At 45.5% G+C, this 22,239-nt stretch carries 21 protein-coding genes; 13 read left to right on the top strand and 8 right to left on the bottom strand.

The features are described 5' to 3' along the window. Positions 1 to 127: 127 nt before the first annotated feature. From ABVF09_RS17300 to ABVF09_RS17285, 4 genes are all read left to right on the top strand, one after another. A complete protein-coding gene (locus ABVF09_RS17300) occupies positions 128 to 2,380 on the top strand; it encodes a ribonucleoside-diphosphate reductase subunit alpha (RefSeq protein ID WP_371069729.1) in 2,253 nt (750 codons plus the stop codon). Between the two features lie 16 nt (positions 2,381 to 2,396). Beyond that, positions 2,397 to 3,440: a ribonucleotide-diphosphate reductase subunit beta gene (locus ABVF09_RS17295; protein WP_026571400.1), complete on the top strand. Its 1,044-nt coding sequence runs from the start codon at positions 2,397 to 2,399 to the stop codon at positions 3,438 to 3,440. A 174-nt stretch (positions 3,441 to 3,614) separates the two neighbouring features. After that, positions 3,615 to 4,067, top strand: coding sequence for a GNAT family N-acetyltransferase (locus ABVF09_RS17290; RefSeq protein ID WP_371069728.1), 453 nt, complete (start codon positions 3,615 to 3,617; stop codon positions 4,065 to 4,067). A 133-nt stretch (positions 4,068 to 4,200) separates the two neighbouring features. Further along, positions 4,201 to 4,902, top strand: a complete 702-nt coding sequence (locus tag ABVF09_RS17285; protein ID WP_026571398.1) for a TraR/DksA C4-type zinc finger protein — start codon at positions 4,201 to 4,203, stop codon at positions 4,900 to 4,902. A 180-nt stretch (positions 4,903 to 5,082) separates the two neighbouring features. Here the strand turns inward: ABVF09_RS17285 and ABVF09_RS17280 are convergent, their stop codons facing one another. Both ABVF09_RS17280 and ABVF09_RS17275 read right to left on the bottom strand, forming a co-directional pair. Continuing rightward, entirely contained in the window at positions 5,083 to 5,481 is a 399-nt protein-coding gene (locus ABVF09_RS17280) for a GNAT family N-acetyltransferase (RefSeq protein ID WP_026571397.1), read from the bottom strand. Between the two features lie 26 nt (positions 5,482 to 5,507). Next, the gene (locus ABVF09_RS17275; RefSeq protein ID WP_371069727.1) at positions 5,508 to 5,963 is read right to left on the bottom strand and encodes a GNAT family N-acetyltransferase; all 456 of its coding nucleotides are present in this window, start codon (positions 5,961 to 5,963) and stop codon (positions 5,508 to 5,510) included. 196 nt (positions 5,964 to 6,159) lie between these two features. Between ABVF09_RS17275 and ABVF09_RS17270 the strand changes: the two genes are divergently transcribed. Beyond that, positions 6,160 to 6,450 (top strand): hypothetical protein, encoded by a 291-nt coding sequence (locus tag ABVF09_RS17270; protein WP_026770907.1) that lies wholly within the window; start codon positions 6,160 to 6,162, stop codon positions 6,448 to 6,450. A gap of 156 nt (positions 6,451 to 6,606) precedes the next feature. Here the strand turns inward: ABVF09_RS17270 and ABVF09_RS17265 are convergent, their stop codons facing one another. Then, on the bottom strand, positions 6,607 to 7,926 hold the full coding sequence (locus tag ABVF09_RS17265; RefSeq protein ID WP_371069726.1) for a trypsin-like peptidase domain-containing protein: 1,320 nt from the start codon (positions 7,924 to 7,926) through the stop codon (positions 6,607 to 6,609). A gap of 189 nt (positions 7,927 to 8,115) precedes the next feature. On the opposite strand from ABVF09_RS17265, the gene ABVF09_RS17260 reads away from it, so the two are divergent. The 6 genes from ABVF09_RS17260 to ABVF09_RS17235 all read left to right on the top strand — a co-directional run bounded on the left by ABVF09_RS17260 (position 8,116) and on the right by ABVF09_RS17235 (position 15,364). Beyond that, the gene (locus tag ABVF09_RS17260) at positions 8,116 to 8,811 is read left to right on the top strand and encodes a response regulator transcription factor (protein ID WP_026571393.1); all 696 of its coding nucleotides are present in this window, start codon (positions 8,116 to 8,118) and stop codon (positions 8,809 to 8,811) included. Then, entirely contained in the window at positions 8,808 to 10,130 is a 1,323-nt protein-coding gene (locus ABVF09_RS17255) for a sensor histidine kinase (RefSeq protein ID WP_026571392.1), read from the top strand. Before ABVF09_RS17260 ends, ABVF09_RS17255 begins: the two co-directional genes overlap by 4 nt. A 136-nt stretch (positions 10,131 to 10,266) precedes the next feature. Then, positions 10,267 to 12,096, top strand: coding sequence for a translational GTPase TypA (gene typA, locus ABVF09_RS17250; protein WP_026571391.1), 1,830 nt, complete (start codon positions 10,267 to 10,269; stop codon positions 12,094 to 12,096). A gap of 301 nt (positions 12,097 to 12,397) precedes the next feature. Then, positions 12,398 to 13,480 carry a PQQ-dependent sugar dehydrogenase gene (locus tag ABVF09_RS17245; RefSeq protein ID WP_371069725.1) on the top strand — a complete coding sequence of 361 codons (1,083 nt, stop codon included), beginning with the start codon at positions 12,398 to 12,400 and terminating at the stop codon, positions 13,478 to 13,480. Positions 13,481 to 13,525: 45 nt separating this feature from the next. Beyond that, a complete protein-coding gene (locus ABVF09_RS17240) occupies positions 13,526 to 13,807 on the top strand; it encodes a YkvA family protein (protein WP_026571389.1) in 282 nt (93 codons plus the stop codon). 747 nt (positions 13,808 to 14,554) lie between these two features. After that, entirely contained in the window at positions 14,555 to 15,364 is an 810-nt protein-coding gene (locus ABVF09_RS17235) for a ZIP family metal transporter (protein ID WP_235162426.1), read from the top strand. A 158-nt stretch (positions 15,365 to 15,522) separates the two neighbouring features. Here the strand turns inward: ABVF09_RS17235 and ABVF09_RS17230 are convergent, their stop codons facing one another. Both ABVF09_RS17230 and ABVF09_RS17225 read right to left on the bottom strand, forming a co-directional pair. After that, the gene (locus ABVF09_RS17230; RefSeq protein ID WP_153465176.1) at positions 15,523 to 16,872 is read right to left on the bottom strand and encodes an ABC transporter permease; all 1,350 of its coding nucleotides are present in this window, start codon (positions 16,870 to 16,872) and stop codon (positions 15,523 to 15,525) included. Continuing rightward, the gene (locus ABVF09_RS17225) at positions 16,862 to 17,560 is read right to left on the bottom strand and encodes an ABC transporter ATP-binding protein (protein WP_371069724.1); all 699 of its coding nucleotides are present in this window, start codon (positions 17,558 to 17,560) and stop codon (positions 16,862 to 16,864) included. Before ABVF09_RS17225 ends, ABVF09_RS17230 begins: the two co-directional genes overlap by 11 nt. 197 nt (positions 17,561 to 17,757) lie before the next feature. Here ABVF09_RS17225 and ABVF09_RS17220 point away from each other — a divergent pair, with 197 nt between their 5' ends. Continuing rightward, positions 17,758 to 17,853 carry a putative holin-like toxin gene (locus ABVF09_RS17220; protein WP_110943307.1) on the top strand — a complete coding sequence of 32 codons (96 nt, stop codon included), beginning with the start codon at positions 17,758 to 17,760 and terminating at the stop codon, positions 17,851 to 17,853. Positions 17,854 to 18,295: 442 nt separating this feature from the next. Here ABVF09_RS17220 and ABVF09_RS17215 read toward each other — a convergent pair whose 3' ends face one another. Beyond that, complete coding sequence (locus tag ABVF09_RS17215) at positions 18,296 to 18,463, bottom strand: YfhE family protein (protein WP_074600626.1); 168 nt, start codon at positions 18,461 to 18,463, stop codon at positions 18,296 to 18,298. Between the two features lie 394 nt (positions 18,464 to 18,857). On the opposite strand from ABVF09_RS17215, the gene argS reads away from it, so the two are divergent. Continuing rightward, the gene (gene argS, locus ABVF09_RS17210) at positions 18,858 to 20,549 is read left to right on the top strand and encodes an arginine--tRNA ligase (protein ID WP_371069723.1); all 1,692 of its coding nucleotides are present in this window, start codon (positions 18,858 to 18,860) and stop codon (positions 20,547 to 20,549) included. A gap of 55 nt (positions 20,550 to 20,604) precedes the next feature. On the opposite strand, the gene ABVF09_RS17205 is transcribed toward argS, so the two are convergent. Further along, positions 20,605 to 21,111, bottom strand: a complete 507-nt coding sequence (locus ABVF09_RS17205) for a cupin domain-containing protein (RefSeq protein ID WP_026571384.1) — start codon at positions 21,109 to 21,111, stop codon at positions 20,605 to 20,607. A gap of 86 nt (positions 21,112 to 21,197) precedes the next feature. Then, the gene (locus ABVF09_RS17200; protein WP_026571383.1) at positions 21,198 to 22,007 is read right to left on the bottom strand and encodes a DUF2935 domain-containing protein; all 810 of its coding nucleotides are present in this window, start codon (positions 22,005 to 22,007) and stop codon (positions 21,198 to 21,200) included. Between the last annotated feature and the right edge of the window lie 232 nt (positions 22,008 to 22,239).

Below are 22,239 nucleotides of genomic sequence, written 5' to 3'. Positions count from 1 at the left end.
GCTCAAAAAACCTTTTACAGGAAGAGAGATACAAAATTTCTTAGGAGAATTCAACATCTTGTTAAGGCCAGACATCTATAAGGAAACTGGTCCCATGTGTTCATTTAGATAAAAGGAGGAGTAAGGAATGATCGAAACAGAAGTTAAACAGAATGACTGGAAGCGCAAAATGAAAATGGTTCTGACCGGACGCTTTCCGGATTTGGATATTCAAGGTTTATTTGAGCATGGTGACAAAGTACTGGAGCAAAAACCATGGCTGCCGGATGATGAATGGATCCACCAGTTGATTTTGGAGGCGCTGGCCAACTTGGACGAAAATGAACCGGATTGGACCTATGCAGCAGCGGCTTTATACGTGCAGCAGTTATACCAGGAGGCAGCCGAGAACAGAGGGTACGATCCTGGCAGGAAATATGGTCCATTTGGACAAGTCATCCGTCATTTGACGGACATCGGCATTTATGACCGCTTTCTGCTTGATACATATAGTGAACAGGAGATTAATGAACTGGAACAGACGATCGATCCTGACAAAGACAACATGTTCACGTACATCGGCCTCCGGACTTTGGCGGACCGTTATATCGCCAAAGATTATCAAGGCAAGGTGTATGAGCTGCCGCAGGAACGGTTCATGATCATTTGTATGACATTGATGAAAAATGAACCGGCAGAAAAACGGCTAGACTTGATTAAAGAAGCGTATTGGGCATTGAGCAATCTGTACATGACGGTGGCGACTCCGACGCTTTCCAATGCCGGAAAAAGCTACGGTCAGCTGTCCAGCTGCTTTATTGACACAGTGGATGACAGTTTGCAGGGGATTTTCGACAGTAATACCGATATCGCCAACCTGTCCAAGAATGGCGGGGGAATCGGTGTTTACCTGGGGAAAATCCGCAGCCGGGGCAGTGCGATCAAAGGGTTCAGCGGTGCTTCGTCAGGTGTTTTGCCATGGATGAAACAGTTGAACAACACAGCGGTTAGTGTCGATCAGCTCGGTCAGCGCAAAGGGGCCATCTGTGTTTATCTGGATATTTGGCATAAAGACATATCTTCTTTTCTGGATGCGAAGTTGAATAATGGGGATGAGCGGCTCCGGACCCACGATTTATTTACGGGAGTTTGTCTCCCCGACCTTTTCATGGAGCAGGTGGAAGCCAGAGAGAACTGGTACTTGTTCGACCCTCATGAAGTGCGGACGGTTATGGGGTATTCTCTCGAGGACTACTTTGACGAGTCGAAGGGCGATGGAAGCTTCCGGGAAAAATACTGGGAATGTGTCCAGCACCCTCATTTAAGCAAGCAGGAAATCCCTGCGATTGACTTGATGAAACGGATTCTGAAAAGCCAGCTCGAAACCGGGGGTCCCTTCATGTTTTATCGGGATGAAGTCAATAGGCATAATCCGAACAGCCACCTCGGCATGATTTATTCGAGCAATCTTTGCACGGAAATCACGCAAAACCAAAGCCCGACCGTGGTAGAAGAACAGCAGACCGTCGACGGGAAAATCGTCGTAAATAAACAACCCGGTGATTTTGTTGTCTGCAACTTGTCCTCCATCCATTTGGGCAGGGCGGTGACGGAAGGCGTTCTGGAACGATTGGTTCCTATCCAGGTGAGAATGCTGGACAACGTAATCGATTTGAATACGATTCCGGTTTTACAAGCACAGCTCACCAATCAAAAGTACCGTGCAGTCGGGCTTGGAACATTTGGATGGCATCATCTTCTTGCACTGAAGGGGATACGCTGGGAAAGCGAAGAAGCGGTGGCCTATGCGGACGAGCTGTATGAAAAAATAGCATTTTTGACAATCCGGTCCAGCATGGAGCTGGCAAAAGAGAAAGGTGTTTGTGCTGCGTTTGAAGGTTCAGACTGGCAAACCGGAAAATACTTCGAAAATAAGGGTTATACCGCTGATACGGATTCGGACTACGATTGGTCCGACTTACAGAAACAGGTTCAGGAGCATGGAATCCGCAATAGCTATTTGATGGCAGTTGCACCGAATTCCTCGACGTCTCTTATCGCGGGGAGCACCGCCAGTATTGATCCGATTTTCCAGAAGTTTTATGCGGAGGAGAAAAAGGATTACAAAATTCCTGTGACCGCTCCGGATTTGAACGCGGATACCACCTGGTATTATAAATCGGCTTATTTTATCGATCAGCACTGGAGTATCAAACAGAACGCAGCCAGACAGAAGCATATCGACCAGAGTGTATCCTTCAACATATACGTTCCGAACACCGTCCAGGCCAAAGAATTGCTGAGCCTTCATTTGGATGCCTGGGAATCGGGGCTTAAAACAACCTATTATTTACGGTCGACATCATCGGAATTGATCGACTGTGAATCATGTTCCAGCTAAGGAGAGGAGATCAACAATGGTTGTATCACTGAATAAACGGAATATCATGGACAAGACTGCACCGAACAATTCTACTAGTATTATCAACGGGAAAAGCTCCAATATTCTCAATTGGGATGATGTCCGATTTGCCTGGGCATATCCGAAATATAAAAAAATGCTTTCGAATTTTTGGACCCCCTTTGAAATCAACATGTCGCAGGATATGCGGCAATTTCCGGGATTGTCTGACGAGGAAAGGGACGCTTTTTTGAAAATAATCGGATTATTGGCTTTGTTAGACAGTATCCAAACTGATTATGCCGGGAAGGTTGCGGATTATTTAACGGATTCGAGTCTGAATGCTCTCATGATCATTCTCGCTCAGCAGGAAGTCATTCACAACCACTCTTATTCCTATGTCTTATCCAGCCTTGTATCCAAACAGGAGCAGGACGAAGTGTTCGAATTTTGGCGAACGGAGCCCATTTTGGAAAAGCGCAATGATTTCATCACCGATGGTTATCGGGCATTCGCAGAAGAACCGACGGTAGATAATCTGCTGAAATCCGTTGTTTTCGATGTAATACTTGAGGGACTGTTCTTTTATTCCGGTTTTGCCTTTTTCTATCATCTGGCAAGGAATCAAAAGATGGTCGCCACCTCTACGATGATCAATTACATCAATCGCGATGAACAGCTGCATGTCGATTTGTTTGTACGGATTTTCAAAGAAGTGCTCACGGAGCATCCAGAATATGACACAAAGGAATTGGAAACATTTGTACAAGACACCTTTAAGCAAGCGGTGCATCTGGAGACGGAATGGGCCCGCCACATAATCGGCAACAAAATCGATGGCATTTTGCTGGAGGACGTGGAAAATTATATTAAGTTTTATGCCAATACACGCTGTAAACAGCTTGGCTATGAAAAACCGTATCCGGAAATAACCAAAAATCCGCTCCGCTGGATAAAAGCATATGAAGAAGTGGATCTGGGCAAGTCGGATTTCTTTGAACAGAAGTCGAGACAGTATACCAAAGTAAATTACACCGATAATGGTTTTGACGATTTATAATAGGAGGAAAATCCCTGCTGTTCATCAGTGAGGGATTTTTCTTTTTTCGTTGTACACAGGCGCTTCCGCTATTGTCCAAAACCTCCCACTTTACAAATTTGATGGCATTGGAGAAAGTTATACTGTACACATATACTTTGCTGTCTTGCCGCATGCTAAACAAGGAGGATTTAGATGGACTGGATTCGCAAGTCATTTGGTGAGTTGGATGCAAAAGAATTATATACCATCATTAAAACAAGGGTCGATGTTTTTGTCGTTGAACAGCGTTGTCCATACCATGAGCTGGATGGACATGATGATAGTGCCGACCATTTATTCTGCAAGGATGGGGAAAAAATTGTAGCTTATGCACGTCTGCTTCCGAAAGGAACGGTGTACGAACAGGCTTCCATCGGCAGGGTACTGGTTCATAAGCAGTACCGGGGACAAGGTTATGCCAGAGAGCTCTTAGAAATAGCAATATCCCATATAACCGATCAGTGGCAGGAAACAACCATAAAAATCCAGGGTCAGGAATACCTGAGGCACTTTTATGCTTCCTTTGGTTTTAACGAAATATCCGATGTCTATCTAGACGATGGAATCCCTCACGTCGACATGCTGCTCACCACTTTACCAAAGTAATATGGTACCACAGTGGGGGTCAGTCCCCTGCCGGTAGTCCTTGACGAATTTCCATAATCTTGACTGGTTGGCGGTTTGTTTTCGGATATACTAAGACTGTTCTGCATGATCGTTCATTGCAGGAGGCGATAATGTGCTAACGCAACGACAAGTGCAAAAGTGTGAGAAGATGTTAACAGAACGCAAGCGTCACCTGGCCGATCATCTTGAAGACCACTATGGAACGCAGTATGAATTGATCAAGGAATCAATGGGAGAGCTATCGAATTATGATAACCATCCTGGCGACCATGGATCAGAGCTTTTTGAACGGGAAAAGGATATAGCCTTGAATGATCATGCAGAACGGGAAATGAAAGATATCAACCATGCTTTGGCTGCGATACAAAATGGGCAGTATGGTGTTTGTGAAGTGTGCGGCAAAGACATTGCGTTTGAACGACTGGAAGCGATGCCGACCACCACACGGTGCCTGGAACACGCCGAAGATGATATTTCCAACGACCGGCCGGCAGAAGAAGATGTCTTCCACCCAAGTGTCAACGAAATGGAGACAGAAGTAGAGGAAGAAGAATCCACTATTTTTGATGCAGAGGATTCCTGGCAGCGGGTTGCAAAGTATGGATCTTCCGAAAGCCCATCCGACTTTTACGACACAGAAAAGGATTATGAGGATATGTTTTTCAATTCTGACGAGCTTGTTAGTGCTGCGGAAGAAATCGAAAACTTTTTGACAGCCGATATCGATGGGAAATTCAGCGGCGTGAACCCCGCGCACGAAAAATACGAAGACTACCTCGACGAAAACGAAGTAAACTCCATCCTTTATGATTAGAATGAAAGGCAAAAGCGACTGAAAAGCTGCACCCCCGAAACCGGGGGTGGTTGCTTTTTATCGAGGGAATTGGGCACAGCGAGGACCTGGAAGCTTAGTGGCCATAACAAAACCGAACGTTGAATCGAAATCCTGAACTTTCGATTCAGCGTTCGGTTTTTGCGATTTTATAAGAAATCCCTATTTTTTTCTAGGTATGAGAAAAGCGTTGTTGGCTTGTTGAAAACCTGCTTTAGGATAGTATTCCATTGCCGAAGGGGCAGAAAGCAGAATCAAAGCTGTTCCTTCACCGATTTCCGTCTGCACCCGGGAAACCAAATGGCTTCCAACGCCTTGATGCTGGTACTGCTTATCGACTGCCAAATCTGACAAGTAACAGCAATAGCAAAAATCTGTCAAAGCTCTGGCAATGCCGATCAGCTTACCATTATCCCGTGCTGTAACCAGTAAGTCTGCTTGCTCGATCATTTTCCCCATCCGCTCCAGATCCTCATAAGGGCGGTTTATCCCGGAGGACGCAAACACCTCTGCCAGTTCCCTGCTCAATACCTGTTCACCGATTGCGTATTGTATAGTCAATGTAACTCCCCCTTATTTAATCTATTTCAGGTTAACTGCTTGGATAGCCGGATCATGTCCCTGCAAATGATTCCATTTTCTTCTATTGGATCCTCATAATGGTCTGTGAAAAAGTCCTTGATAATAGCTTGCATGGAAAAACCACACTTTTGATACAAAGCAAGTTGGCCGAGACTTGAATTCCCGGTTCCGATTTCAATATGTTCGAACCCCTTGCTTTCAGCTACCTTAATGGCATGCTCGATCAGTTTGCGGCCGATTCCTTCGTTTTGACGATCTGGATGGACCGCGATATTGGCAATTTCGGCTATTTCTGATGATTTATTGATCAGTACATAGACACCGATCAGGAATCCCCTTTGATAGGCACCGTAACAATGTCCATCTTTCAGGTAATTCTCGACGATCTGTTGATTTGGATCTGCCAATAACAATAAATCCATAGGAGCTTGTTCTCTGTCAGTGATTTGATTTATTTCCATTGTCTCTCCCCCTGTTTTCGTTATGGAAAAGTTAACTGAATCTGTACTTCCAGCTCTGTAAATGACTGAAAGGCATTAATCGGTATGAAGGATAAGCAAATCTGCGCTTTTTTCATTGTATCAAATTATCGGTGTTTGATGCCGGAGAGCGATGGGAAAATGAATAAAACGATTCCGTTCCGGAGGGGATGCTACCGTGAGCAGTTTGTTTTTGTTGTTGCTGTTTATTCTCAGCCTGGTTTATTTGGCCGTCAAACATAGAAAGACGATCCGTAGCTCGCACCCGCTTGCAATCGCGGGAACTGTTTTCTTGTTTGTAATGGAAGCCGTCGTGGCTTTTGTTTGTTTTTACTATGGTGGCCAGTGGCTGGCCGGCCATGTTGATAATAACTTTGCGCTGGTGATATTGCAGTTTGTCCTCTTGTTTGCATTGATTGTTGTGTGTCTGGGCATTCTGAGGAAAATCCTCAAGCAAATGGAAAAATAAGTTTGTATAAAAAATCGGCATCTGCTTCTAAAGCAGATGCCGATTTTTCAAAAAGAGGAGGATCATTACAATTGCCAGCCTGCATTTAAAACAGACTGGACTATCTATATAAGACCCCGGCGTTCGGGGGAGGTGTCCGCCGAGGTTTGTTTGTTATCAGGCTTGTTCATCCTGCTCGCTCAGGGTCAGCGAGGTGTTCTGCTTTGTACCATCTCGGTAATAAGTGACATCTACCTGGTCGCCGACTTCTGTTTCATCGTAAAGGTATTTTTTCAAATCAAGCATCGAACCGATCACCTGATCATTGATATGGGTGATGACGTCATATTTCTTCAATCCTGCTTGTTCCGCTGGCGAACCAGTTTGTACCTGTGCAACGACGATTCCTTCTTCTACGTCTTCTGGCAGGTTCAGTGTTTCTTGTTTATGTTGCTTTGGAACAGTGGCCAAATCCATGGCGCTTATCCCGACAAATGGACGGGAGACAGAACCTTCTGCTTCAAGCTGTTCGATAATCGGTTTTGCTGTATCGATCGGAATGGCAAAGCCGATTCCTTCTACAGCACTTTCCGCAATTTTCATCGAGTTGATGCCGATTAGCTCTCCATTTCCATCGACCAGCGCTCCACCGCTGTTGCCCGGATTTATCGCAGCATCGGTTTGGATGACTTCTGTTGTCCAGTCCGCCACACCATCTTGGTTGGAATCTATTTCAACCGAACGTTCTAGTCCACTGATGATCCCTTTCGTTACCGAGCCTGCAAATTCCATTCCGAGCGGGTTTCCGATGGCAATCGCTGTTTCACCGACATTTAAGTCATCGGAAGAACCGAGAGTGGCGACCGTATCAACATTGCTGCCGTCGATTTCCAATACTGCCAGGTCGCTCAATTCATCGGCACCGAGAATTTTGGCGCTGACCGTGCTCCCGTCTTGTAAATAAACTTCTACTTCGCTGGCTCCTTCAATGACATGGTTGTTGGTGACGACATAGGCTTTGCCGTTTTCTTTTTTATAGATGACACCTGAGCCTGTTCCGGCTTCCTGGGTATCATCTGCTTGTTCCCAAAAATTCGCCGTTGTTTTTTGTAAGTTGGAAACCCCTACGACAGCTGAAGCAGATTTTTCAAGTGCACTTTCTACTTCTGGGTCGTCCGACGTGTTTGCCGTCAGGGTGACGTTATCACTGTCTGCCGATTCTGAACCTGTTTGCGTGTCCGCACTTTGAGATTCTGAATTCAACGACTGTAGTGGTAGAATGTTGGTATAGATTAATAACAAGCCAATGATGGCGACAATCAATCCACCAGTGATTCCGCTGACAAAGTAACCTTTTTTGTTTGAACTGGAACCTTTCTCCGGTTCGTTTGGTTGATTACCCGGCCGTGTGTCGGCATCTTGCTCATTTTCCATGTATAGCTGCCTGTCACTTTCTTGACTGTGTTGGTGATCATGCTCGTGTTCATTCTCGTGCATGTAAAATCACACCTTTCTTTTATGCTATTTATCGGGGAAGGATTTTTTGCTTTCGCGTCTACATTTCCTATTGTAAGCAGAGGGTTCGGCAGTCCTTTGGTAAAAATGTGTAAAAAGTGTGGAATGATCAAAAGGGAATCGACAACCGGCGGATATATGCGACAATATAACGAGTAAGGAGGCGTTTGGATGAAACACAGCATTGTGGTAGTGGAAGATGACGTGAACATCCGCAATATCGTTTCGGCCTATTTAAGAAAGGATGGCTACCAGGTAAGGGTAGTGGAAAGCGGAGAAGAAGCGTTGACTATATGGAAAACCGATCCCCCTGATATGTGGATCCTCGATATTATGCTGCCGGGGATAGATGGGTATGAATTATGCAAAACCATCCGGCAGGAAAGCGAAGTGCCGATAATCATTATATCGGCGAAGGATGAAGAGTTGGATAAAATTCTCGGACTGGAATTGGGTGGCGATGACTATTTGACAAAGCCTTTCAGTCCAAGAGAGATGGTGGCCCGGGTCAAACGGCTATTCAAACGTGTAGACAGGACCCGGCCGGAAAAAGCGGGTGAAAAGAAGGAGCTTCAAGCTGGAGGCCTTGTTCTTTATCCAGATGAAAGACTTGTCTTCTGGGAGGGGGAAGAGGTGGAAATAACCGCTAAAGAGTTTGAAATCTTGAATATCTTTATCACCAACCTAAACCGTGCTTTTTCAAGGGAAGAATTGCTCACCAAAGTATGGGGAGAAGACTACTTTGGCAGCGACCGAGCTGTCGATGATTTGATTAAACGGCTGCGGAAAAAGATAGACGGACTTCCGGTCGAAACGGTGTGGGGCTACGGGTACCGGCTTAAAATAGAGAAAGAGGAATCGGAATGAAGCTCCAGTCCCAGCTCAACATCGCATTCACCACATTACTGGTAGTCATCATGTCTGTTGCCGCATTCACCATTTACTCTTTGATTTTGAATTTGCTGATTCACAATGAACAGACCCAGCTTGAAAAAAACGGGCGGATTATCACGGGGATGATCAATGAATCTCCGAGTCTCAATATGCAACAGTTATCGGGACTGTTGGAGGATTTAAAGCTGCAGGGGATCTTTTATTACCGCAGTGGTGGTTCGGAGGACACGATTATTACCAACCTGCCCCGTGATGTGGCGGAAAACTGGGTGAATAACTACGACTTATCACAAAACGAACAGCCATTATGGAAAGCGGGAAACGAGCGATATGTGGTATCCAGGATGAGTTTTTCCCCGCGTTTCCCAGCCTGGGAATTGATCCTGGTGACGCCGCTCAATGATTTACAGGCTGTCCAGCGGAACTTTATCGGCATCTTGCTTGTTGTATTTGCTGTAGGAATCATTGTGGCAGTGTTATTGAGTTATTACATGACCAACCGTTTGGTGACGCCATTGACAAGATTGAAGGAACAGGTCAAGAAAATCGAAAAACGGCAATTCAACGAAATTCAATCGGTGAATGCCAGTGGCGAAATCAAAGAGGTGGAAGAAAGCGTCATGGAAATGGCTCAGGAATTGGAACGTTATATTCAATCCCAACGGCAATTTTTCCAGAATGCCAGCCATGAACTGAAGACACCTCTGATGACCATCCAAGGTTATGCCGAGGGAATAAGAGATGGAGTATTTGAGCAGGAGGAATCCGAACGGGGATTCGATGTGATGATCGCGGAAATCGGCAGGTTGAAAAAAATCATCAATGAAATGATTCTGTTGGCAAAACTGGATAGTGAAGAAAATATTTATCGGAAAGAAAACATAAAAGCTGCTGATTTAATCAAACTAACGATGGAGAGGGCTTTGCCGCTGGCCAATGAGAAAAATGTAAAGCTGGAAACATCCGTCATCGAAGATGCGACCCTGACAGTCGATAAAGAAAAGCTGTTGCAGGCAATGATGAATATCGTTGCCAATGCAATCAGGCACGCTGATTCTGCGGTAAAGGTCAGCGTCGAAAAAGCCGGGGGTGTGATTATCAGAGTAGCGGATGACGGAGAGGGCGTACCGGCAGACCTCATGCCCCATCTTTTCCACCGTTTTGTCAAAGGAGAAGGCGGAGAAACAGGTCTCGGATTGGCGATTTCCCGGGCGATCATTGAACGATCGGGCGGACGTATAACTGTCGGCACCTCTGAGAACGGCGGTGCATTATTTTCCATCCATTTATAACAATGGAACGCGAAAGAGACTTTTAGATATTTCGCTGAAAGGGAATGGTATACCATCTTCTTTGTGTTTGTGTTACAATAGATTGGTTGTAGTCGGAATGTTGAATTCGATACAAAAAGAGGAGAGTATATTCATTATGCAATTAAGAGAAGATCTTCGCAATATTGCAATCATTGCCCACGTTGACCATGGAAAAACGACGTTAGTGGACCAGCTGTTGAAGTATTCTGGTACCTTTCGCGAAAATGAACAGGTCGACGAACGTGCGATGGATTCAAACGATTTGGAAAAAGAACGTGGTATAACAATCTTAGCGAAAAACACGGCTATTAATTATAAAGACACGCGTATCAATATTTTGGACACTCCGGGACACGCTGACTTCGGTGGTGAAGTAGAGCGGATCATGAAGATGGTTGACGGTGTTTTGCTTGTGGTCGATGCATACGAAGGCTGTATGCCGCAGACGCGCTTTGTATTGAAAAAGGCATTGGAGCAAAAACTGACTCCGGTTGTCGTCCTTAACAAAATCGACCGGCCCAATGCCCGTCCGGCAGAAGTCATCGACGAAGTGCTTGATTTGTTCATCGAGCTTGGCGCAGATGACGACCAGTTGGAGTTCCCGGTTGTTTATGCTTCGGCATTGAACGGTACCTCCGGCAATGAACCGGAAGAACAGGAAGAAACGATGGAGCCCGTTTTCTCTACTATTATGGACCATATTCCGGCGCCAATCGATAATTCGGATGAAGGATTGCAATTCCAGGTTACCTTGCTGGATTATAACGATTATTTAGGAAGAATCGGGGTCGGCCGGATTTTCCGTGGCTCCATCAAGGTAGGCCAACAGGTGGCATTGATGAAAAAAGACGGTTCTGTCAAATCATTCCGTGTCACCAAGCTGTTCGGGTTCATCGGTCTGAAACGGATCGAAATCGAAGAAGCGAGAGCGGGAGACATCATCGCTTTGGCAGGACTGGAAGACATCAACGTCGGCGAAACCGTCTGCCCGCAGGATCAGCAGGAAGCCTTGCCGATTCCGCGAATCGACGAACCAACCCTGCAAATGACATTCGTGGTCAACAACAGTCCTTTTGCCGGCAAGGAAGGAAAGTATATTACATCGAGAAGAATTGAAGAACGCTTGCTTACCCAGCTGGAAACAGACGTCAGCTTGCGCGTAGAACAAACGGAATCGCCGGATGCCTGGACTGTTTCAGGACGCGGGGAATTGCATTTGTCCATTCTTATCGAAAACATGCGCCGTGAAGGTTATGAACTGCAGCTTTCGAAACCACAGGTCATCATACGCGAAATTGACGGCGTGCAGTGTGAACCGGTTGAGCGTGTCCAAGTGGACGTGCCGGAAGAACACCAAGGTGCTGTCATGGAATCGTTAGGCTCCCGCAAAGGGGAAATGATCGACATGGCCAACCACGGAAACGGACAAGTCCGAATGGAATTCAAGGTGCCTTCCCGTGGCTTGATCGGTTATGCAACCGAGTTTATGACACAAACCAGAGGTTACGGAATCATCAACCATACGTTCGATTCTTATGAACCTCTTTTGCAAGGACAAGTGGGCGGAAGACGTCAAGGCGTTCTCGTGGCATTGGAAAATGGCAAAGCCTCCACGTATGGCATCATGGGTCTTGAGGACCGTGGTACGATTTTCGTTGAACCAGGTACAGATGTGTATGCAGGCATGATTGTTGGGGAGCATAACCGTGACAACGACCTGACTGTCAATATAACCAAAGAAAAACATTTGACCAACGTCCGTTCTGCTACAAAAGATCAGACGGCGACCATCCGCAAAACGCGGACGCTGACTCTTGAGGAAGCGATCGAGTATTTGAACGATGATGAATATTGCGAAGTGACACCGGAATCCATCCGCCTTCGCAAAAAGATTCTCAACAAAAATGAACGGGAAAAAGCAGCGAAAAAGAAAAAAACAGTTTGAGATAAAGAAGAGACTGTCTGACAACATAGTGACCATAACAAAAACCGGACGATTATTCGTTCGGTTTTTGTTTTATCATAACCTGGTGTTTAACCTTCTCTTATGAATAGTTCCCGCCTATCCTGCAAGGTGCTTCGTTTTCCGCTGAAGTCTGCTTCCCTTACCTCGTGCAGTTACGTTTGAAGCCAAGCAGTAAGAAAACCATTTGCGCTGATTCCGTTTTATTTTTTCGTGGAAGGGTTATCGGGTAGGGAAGTCGAAGCAGTATGACAGAAAAAGACTGACGAGTGGAGGGAAAAAAATGAAACTTCCAATGTGGGCGGTAATCTTATTCCTGCTGATTGCTGCAGGTTGTTCAGATAACAAAAAGCCAGAGGGGAATCAAGACGATAATGGCCACTCTGCAGGAAAATCATCAAGCGAACCAGAGGTCGAGACAATCGCCTCTGAACTTCAAGAACCTTGGGAAATAGTAAAATCAGAAAATACCCTTTACATAAGTGAGCGGACAGGTACCATTGTGGAAATTTCTTCAGACGCAGGGAATGTAACAAGAAAACCGATTGAATTGGAAGAACCCTTGGCAGAGGTGCCCGAATCCGGATTGCTTGGACTTGCTTTCCCGGAATCATTTACAAAGGAGAAAGAAGCATTCGTTTACTATTCTTACTCCAGTGGGCAAGGTGTCTACCAGAGGGTAGCCAGAGTGAAAAAAGGAAAGGACAGTTGGATGGAAACCGGGGTGTTGCTTGATGACATTCCGGGTGGACAGGTCCATCATGGGGGGAGAATAGAAATCGGTCCGGATGATAAGCTGTATGTGACCGTAGGGGATGCGACGGATAAAAGTTCAGCCCAAAATCGGAACAGCTTGTCCGGAAGTATATTGCGCATTAACCAGGATGGGAGCATACCGATTGACAACCCGGATCCACAATCTGCTATCTATTCTTGGGGTCACCGAAATCCTCAAGGTTTGGCATGGGATGAACAGGGTAATTTATATGCAACGGAACATGGCGACCAAGCCCATGATGAAATCAATTTGATTAAGCCGGGTAACAACTATGGATGGCCGGAAGTGGAAGGCGATCATCAACAGCGAGGAATGGAAACACCGCTGATTCACTCCGGAGAGGAAACATGGGCACCATCCGGAATCGATTACAAAAATGGTGCATTTTGGTTTGCAAGTTTGCGAGGCGAAGCGCTTCGCAAATTCGATCCGGAAGCAAACAGCCAGGAAGCGGTCGTCGAAGGGTATGGCCGCATTCGTGATGTACTGGCTTCCAGCGATGGTATTTACTTTATTACTAATAATACAGATGGACGCGGGACGCCGTCAAAGCAGGATGATCGGCTGTTGTTCCTATCAGACGAGTGAACTGAATAAGCTAATACAGGTGATATAGAAAGGAAATCTTCAGACATGTTGAGGTTTGTACGCAGGTTGAAATTTCTGGTCAATTTTAAAAAGTCCGTCCCTTTTTTAAAGGATTTTTTCTTATCAAAAGAAGTAAGATTGGCAACCAAAGGAATATCGGTTGTGCTTATCATTGGATATATTTTGTTCCCGTTTGACATCATTCCTGACTTTCTTTTGGTTTTCGGGATATTCGACGATGTAGCCGTTGCCGGTTTTATTCTTCAGCAAATGGTGAAGATGGCTCCGGAGGCGTTGAAGGAAAAACACGGTCTTTATAAAACGTAACGAAGTCAAAATGACGGGACAAAAACATGACTACCAAAGCAAAAACCGAGCGAATTAAGCGTCAATCAAATTCGTTCGGTTTTTATTATTTTATGTTTGATGCGTGCTTCGTATTGCTGCAGCTAGATACTACGCGTTCCATGGACACGGCTTCCACTTCCTCAGAAAGCACCAACCGCTTTCTTGCGGGATTTTCAGCTCGTGCTGGTCCCGTTGGAGTCTCCGTATCTTGCCTCTGCTACGTTTTCGTGATCTGATTTTCTACATGATCAAGACAAAATGAATAGAACCGTATTCTCTATTGGCTGTTAGGTCTCTAAACAGGGACCAATACGAAAAATCAGCTTCAGGGGTTCCTTTACTCTTCGAAAATTGGAAGGTGCGAACCCGGTCATGGTATGAGAAAAAAAGAAAACAGCTCATATGTGAATGATTCCATGTGAACGGAGGCAAGCGTTGCTCTTTTTATCGACGTTCTGGAAAAGTCTCGTGTAAAAAGCTTTTTGCGAACGATCTCAGAGGAAGTCGATCCCTGGTGATGTTTTGTTATCCATCCAGCCGGACAGAAAGCCATCGTGGATGGATCGCTACTCGGGTGAGAAAATAAAATAGTGAAAATTGATTGACACTTTAAACAGAGAGTCATACACTGATGAAGTGAGAGTTTTTCCTTAGGGAAACAAAAGTGTGCAAGTCAAAATCAACCGTTTGTTGGTTTGGAATAGATGTATTAAAGGAGATGTCTTTGTGACAGGATGGTTTACTGAATTAAGCCCAGTGATGCAAACATTAATAATGACAATATTCACCTGGATCAGCACAGCGATAGGGGCTTCTTTTGTCTTCTTCACTAAGAAAGCAAATCAAAAGCTGTTTGACAGTATGCTCGCATTTGCAGGCGGCGTCATGATTGCAGCCAGCTTTTGGTCCTTGCTCGCCCCGGCTATCTCGATGGCAGAAGAACAAGGAATTGCCCCCGTAATTCCGGCTGTGACAGGTTTTTTACTCGGAGGAGTATTTTTGATGCTGGTAGACAGGGTGTTGCCGTTGATTGACGAGCAGCTTTATTTTAAAGACATTAAAGATAAGGCGGCAAAGCGGCGAACCGCGATGCTGGTCTTCTCCATTACCTTGCATAATATTCCGGAAGGTTTGGCAATCGGGGTGGCATTCGGTGCTTTGTCGTCAGAATTCTCTACTGCCTCCTTATCGGGGGCGATTGCGTTGGCGATCGGAATCGGAATTCAAAACATCCCGGAAGGTACGGCCGTTTCCATGCCGCTTCGAAGAGATGGGATGTCGAAATGGAAAAGTTTTTACTACGGTCAATTTTCCGGGATGGTAGAGCCGATCGCGGCTGTCGTCGGTGCTTTGGCTGTCGTGATTATCCAGCCGCTTTTGCCTTATGCGTTAAGCTTTGCTGCCGGAGCGATGATATTTGTGGTGGCAAAAGAGGTCATTCCTGGCTCACAGGAGAAAGGGCATGTGCAGCTGGCCACGATGAGTTTGATGGTCGGATTCGCTGTTATGATGATATTGGACGTAGCCTTGGGATAATATGAAAAACGTAAAACTGAGGGTGGTCATAAAACTTAGAGGGATGCCGAAGCCGGAAGGCACATCTGGAATTTTCAACTTTGATCATGAAAAAGGAGACGGACCTGTTGCATAAGGCCCGTCTCCATTTTTACATGTATTCATTTTTCTATAGTCACTTATACTTCGCGTCGCATTGCTTTCAGGACATCGATTTGTGTCGCACGTTTTGCTGGACGCAAGCCGGATAAGACCGTGACAATCAGACAGATACCTACAGCGATCAATACCAGTGTCCAAGGAATCATGGAAAAGCGCAATTCCGGCGGTAATTCCTCCTGGAATACACTTTCGAGAATCAGAGGAAGCGCAAAGTTCACTGCCATACTAACGATGTAGGCAATAGCTGTACCGATGACGGCCCCGGCCAATCCAATCATACTGCTTTCGAGGACAAAAATCCGTTTAATGGTTTTCGGTTTTGCGCCGATCGCTTTCATGATACCGATGTCAGGAGCTCGTTCCGTTACAGCCATGGTCATCGTGTTGTATATGCCGATGGAGGCAATCAACACAGCGATAGTGCCGACGATGATCAGTCCTGCCTTGACAATCGTGAACATCATGTTGATTTGTTCCATTTCACTTACCACGGAATAGGAAGCATAGTCCTTGCTTTCCAATAGATCGGAAATCTCTTGTACCACTTCAATATTTTTCGCATAAATTGTCACTTGATCATAGTAATCCTCTTGTTGCTGACCAGAAGACATATCTTCTTGACCAGGTGTGGACACCATTCCTCGACTCGTCCCGGTAAATTGTTCAACTTCTTCCAGGACCGACTCAGAGATATATACATTCTGGTCTTGAAACCATTCTCTGTTAGGAGCTTCGGTAATTCCTGTAATCGTCAAAGGAATGGTATGCGTCTTTTCTTCATTGTCTTCAATTTGAATCACTTTCATCTCGATTTCTTTGCCAAGCAGTTTCCCATCGTACTGGTACTCTTCTTTTACCTGATTTTCATCATTATAAAGTTCTTCGTCACTTATATTGCTTTCCGCAAGGTTGGAGGCAAAATCATGGCCGACGATGATTTCGTTGTCTTTTTCAGGAAGTTTTCCCTTGGACAACTCGAGACCGGCTTTCAATTCAGATGGAAAGTCTGTGGTCATCGCCATCGTCTGAAGCTGATAGTCATCATCAATCGAGAAAACGGGTGACTGTTGTAGCTGTTTATTTCTTGTTACAGCCTTGACACCGCTGATCGACTCAAAATATTCGATATCCTCGTCTTGCAAAGTTTGATAAGCCCCGTCCACTTCTTTACCATGCACCTGTATTTCCGTCACAGCCCGGTCCTGCATGGTGTCCTGGATCAGGGAATCATGAAGACCGAAGCCCACCGAAGCAAGGACGATCAGAAATGCACAGCCGATTGCCGTGGCAAGCATCGTCATGAATACCCGGACTTTGTTTTTCTTCATATTTTGCCGGACAAATTGAAATTGATCCTTAAATTTCATGGGTAACGCCTCCTTCCACCAATAACCCGTCGGCAATTTCGATTGTTCGATTGCCGATATGGGCAACTTGGTCATCGTGGGTGATGATCAGGAAGGTAATGCCCATCTCTTTGTTGAGCTGTTGGATTAGTTCCAGCAGATGCTCTTCTGTTTCGCTGTCCAGACTTCCGGTTGGTTCATCGGCCAATATGAGCGGCGGATTCAACACAAGAGCCCGGGCTATGCTCACTCGCTGCTGCTGCCCGCCGGATAGTTCGCTTGGATAATGTTCACCGTGGTTTTCCAATCCTACTTTTCGTAATGTTTCCCCGACTATCGTTTTCCGCTTTTCCTGGGGCGTCCCATCCAGAATCAATGGGAGCTCGACATTTTGGTGGGCGGTCATACTAGGAATCAGCTGAAAGTTTTGAAAGATGAACCCTACATGCTGTAAACGAAAAGCAGCAAAATCAGTTTCATTCAAATTAGTTACTTTGGTGCCATCAATCCAAATTTCCCCTTGCACAGGACGGATGAAGCCGCTGATTAAATGAAGCAGTGTTGATTTGCCGGAGCCGCTCCGGCCTTTGATAGCTACGATTTCTTTTTCCTTTACTTGAAAAGTAATATCTCGTAATACGGAAAGGGTTGATTTCTCCCCTTTTTTGCCAAGTTCAAAGTGATGATGTAAGTTTTTAACGGTTATCACGCTATTCCCCCCTGAATTATGCTCACTATGTAGACGGCTAAACGAAGGAAGAGACTACAAAGAATAAGAAAAAAGTCGGGTTTTTTTACCGATGGGGAACGTTTGTTCGATTTTGTGTTATACTAAGCGGTAGGATAGGCTGTTCTCGGAGGGCGGGTCGGCTAGCTCCCATGCAGGGAAGATCGGGGGTGATGCCAGTGGAAACGTTTGAGGTGTTCATGGTTATGTTTTCGTTTGGAACCTTTCTCATTGCGTTGTTCACATTGGTGATTAAATTGACCAATAAAAAATAGACCTCCCTGCCGGTAAAAAGGGAGAGGTCTATTCACCAGGCCGATCCCCTGAAGGAACGGCTATCTCAGGCCGCAGTTGCAGCTGCGGCCAATTTCATTCATGTTATCTCTTATTATGATACCACAATTTGTTAGCAATTTGATAACAAAAGCAAGAAAAATGACCAAAAACATTTGCCATTTTTCACAGCTGGAAGAGGGAAGCCAATGTGGGTAGAAAAGAAAGCTTCTTTAGAGGAAAGGAGGGAGCTTCTCTGCTTTTTCTCCATTTACCGATGCAGGATCCCGCATTCACAGGAGACAAGTTCTTATCGTGATGATGGATACCTTGATCCAGGCATTCCCGTTGTAGCTGTTACATGGTTCCCCACAAATAAAAAAGGACTGTCCATGAAAGCCGTCTGTGACTTCCAGGACAGTCCCTATCCAAAAGGCAATAATATTATTTTAACAAGTCAGGATTCTCGCTTTTTGCTTCTTTCACTCGTTCCCGACGATAGCCGCCTGCTATGTCAGCCTGCTTGAATTCTTTTGCATAGCGCACTTCCTGTGCATCCGATAATTGTACCCCTTCTCCTCTAATCGGCTGATACTGCGTTTTTTTCGCCATTGTGTTTCATCCTTTCAGTTGGATTTGGGATTTCTCTATTCCTGTACCCAGAATGCTAGGACCGTAAAACATAAAAAAAGAACTTGCATAATTTGATTGATTCTCTATAATGGAGATAATATTTAGAAATGTCGATCAGGAAGAGAGTACTCCTTTGGAAGCCTCAGCGAATTGGGAATGGTGGAAGCCCAGTGTGGAAGAAGCGGGGAACCGGACTTTCTGGACAGCGGTTTTGAACGGATAGTAGGGACCGCCGGTTTATGGCCGATATCTCATCAAAGCAGGTTCGATTTGGACAATTAGGGTGGTACCGCGGGAATAGACTCTCGTCTCTTTTTACAGGAGACGGGAGTTTTTTAGTTAGCGGAGGAATGGTGAAGAAAGGAGAAAATAAATGAAGATCAAAGAGCAATTTGCAGCAGATTTGCAAAAACAATTCGGGGAGCATCTTGACCGCCACAACATCTATCATCTGATAGAAGTACCAAAACAACAAGAACATGGGGATTTGGCGTTCCCTTGTTATACACTGTCTGGAAAGTTGCGCAGAAACCCGGCATTGATTGCCCAAGAAGCGGCAAATCAATTAGAAGATGCAGCAGGCTATGAAAAAGTGGAAGCGGTAGGAGCCTATTTGAATGTGTTTCTTAATAAACAGCTTACAGCCAGTGCCATTTTGGCTAGGATCATGGAAGAAAAAAACAACTATGGAAACAGCCAGGTTGGTCAAGGTGATGTGGTTGTGATGGATATGTCGTCCCCGAATATAGCTAAACCATTTTCGCTTGGTCATTTGCGTTCCACTGTCATCGGCCATTCGTTATCTCTGATAGCGGAGAAGCGCGGGTACAAGACAGTCCGAATCAATCATCTTGGGGATTGGGGAACACAGTTCGGTAAGCTGATCGCTGCCTATAAGAAATGGGGCAGTGAAGAAAAGGTGAAGCAAAACACGATACAAGAACTGTTGGCCCTTTACATCCGTTTTCATGAAGAAGCAGAACATTCTCCGGCTCTGGAGGAAGAGGGACGCTTGTGGTTTAAACAACTGGAAGAAGGACATGCGGATGGATTGGCGTTATGGAAGTGGTTCCGTGCGGAGTCCCTGCAGGAATTTGAGAGGATTTATAAGTTGCTAGGTGTGTCGTTTGACTCCGACAACGGGGAAGCCTTTTTCAATGACAAGATGCAGCGTATTGTCGATATATTGGAAGAGAAGCAGTTGCTGACAGAATCAGAAGGAGCCATGGTGGTGGATTTAAGTGAAGATAACCTGCCGCCATGCCTGATTAAAAAATCTGATGGCGCTACGCTTTATGCCACAAGGGATTTGGCAGCAGCTGTTTACCGCAAGGAGACTTATCATTTTGGCAACTCTGTCTATGTGGTGGGCAACGAGCAGAGCTTGCATTTTCAGCAACTCAAAGCTGTGCTGCGTAAAATGGGTTATTCCTGGTGGGAGGATATCCGCCATGTTTCTTTTGGAATGATATTGAAAGAAGGAAAGAAGATGTCGACACGAAAAGGGAAAGTCATCCTTTTAGAAGACATTTTGCAGGAAGCGATTGAATTGGCAAAAACGAATATAGAGGAAAAAAACCCCGGGCTTGCCGATAAACAATCTGTTGCTGAGAATGTTGGAGTCGGAGCGGTTGTTTTTCACGATTTAAAAAACCATCGTCATAATGATATCGAATTCTCTTTAGAGGATATGCTGCGAGTGGAAGGAGAAACAGGTCCATATGTACAGTACACATTTGCGAGAGCCCGATCTTTATTGCGTAAAGGAGGATATCAACCGGCTGCAGAAGAGGTGAACGGATGTGATCGGGAAGGATGGCCGGTCGTGAAACAATTGGACGCTTTTCCGGCGGTGATCAACCGGGCGGCGGAGCAGGATGACCCATCCCAACTAGCAAAATATGTCGTCGACCTCGCCCAGGCATTCAACAAATACTACGCAGGTACGCGTATCCTGGAGGAAGGGAAGTGGAAAGGGCAGCGTTTGGCACTTACTTTCGCGGTGTCCATCGTCCTTAAAGAAGGTTTGCGTTTGCTCGGTATCCATGCCCCTGAAGAAATGTAGCCAACAGAGCAATGGCTGTCCTGACTAATGACGGACAGCCATTGCTATCTCTCTGTTAACCTTTAGTCCATAATTCCAGAAGCGGCCCGTCTTCTGCAAATACAGGATCCAGGTCGGGAACAGGTACTTTCGCGATATTTTCAAGTGCTTGTTCTCTTTCCTCGGGTTTCCCGGTAAGTAAGTCATGACTCGCTCCGTCGGGGTATGCACCGGCCACTTTGAAGTCAGGACTTGCTTCGATTTTTTTGTGGCCGACGCCTGCCGGGATCACGACCACGTCTCCCGCTGCAACATGGATTCTTTTTCCTTGTTCTCCGCCAAATGCAATCAACGCCTTGCCGCTGATGACGCCGAGCACTTCGTGGGTGTTGCTGTGAAAATGATGATAATCGAACACACCGCCAGTCCAGCTGTTAAGCCAGTTGTTCCCGTTAAAAATCATTTCACAATCGACTACTCGGTCCAACAACACTTCTGGATAAACAACTAACGGAAGGTCGGAGTTGTTCGGGATTTTCCCGTCATCCGAAAACAAAAAAGTGGAAATCCTTTCTCTTGTCATCGTATCACTCCTTCAGCAAACTTGTTCCACTATCCGTGCAAAATCAAACCGTCAGGAAATAGTTTGAAGAAGGCATTTAGTCAATATCAATGGGGATCTTTTAGTCTTGGCGAGGTCGGATCACAGTCGGGAGGGGCCGACTGGGTTGATTCCGCCAGTTTCATCAAGTAGTAGCATTCTTCCCGATACATATGATCAGCCATTAAACCGGAGAATGTTCCGAGCACGGTTTCCGACAATTCCATCTCTTCCAGTTCATGCAAAAACGTCTTGAACAGGTTGATTTCAATTTGAACATCGCTGTTAAACCGATTCAATGCCGGGAATGCTTCCAGGTTGGTCCGTAGGTAGCCGGTGAGCTCGACGGCTTTTATATAGAACTGATCGAAATGCTTGCTGAAATCCTTGCTTTTTTTCTTCAGCCGCTTTTCTACTCCGTCGAGCTCGTCGTTGATGGCACCGGCATGGCCGGACGCGTCGAGGAGCCAGACCAAATGATGATGCAGTTCATGGAATACCGGGGGTGACTCACCTTGCTTCAAATAACGGATGACGAGCTGGTATTCTTCCAACTCATTGACCATATGATTGATAAAAGTAGGAGTTAAATGGATACCGATTTTTCCGGTTAGTTGGCGCTCGATGATGGCCAGTTTGAATGTCTTCATTTCGTCCACAACGGACTCCGCCCGTTTGGTAAAGGAAATCACATTTGAATGAGTAATCGTCTCCGTTCCATCTAGCAATGTGTCAAACTGTTTGACAAAATGTTTAGCCAATTCGACATCCTTTGTTTCTGATGGATACAAGGAATCACGGATAAAGCGGGCGTGATCTCCCAGAACCTGCAGCCAGAACCGATGTTCAAACATGGCATTATCAATAAAATCCCCCACAGTACACATCCCCCTTCAAAGAAGTATCAATTAAGTGTATTTCCATGGTGGAAGGATTATCACTGTTTTTCAGGCAAAGAAGTCAGGGGGAAGTCTAGGGACAGTCCCACTAGCGTTGCATTAATGGGTTATCTTTACTTTAATGAAAGAATATGTAATCTGTTTACAAAAATAAAAATTGCTCCTATTGTAGAAGAAGACCTAACTAGTTCCCAAATCTTCTACAAAGGAG

It is taken from the genome of Sediminibacillus sp. JSM 1682029 (assembly GCF_041366435.1).
GTDB classification, from domain to species: Bacteria; Bacillota; Bacilli; order Bacillales; family Amphibacillaceae; genus Sediminibacillus; species Sediminibacillus terrae.
The sequence above is the reverse complement of the archived record's forward strand: the minus strand, read 5'-3'. Positions and strand labels throughout refer to the sequence as shown.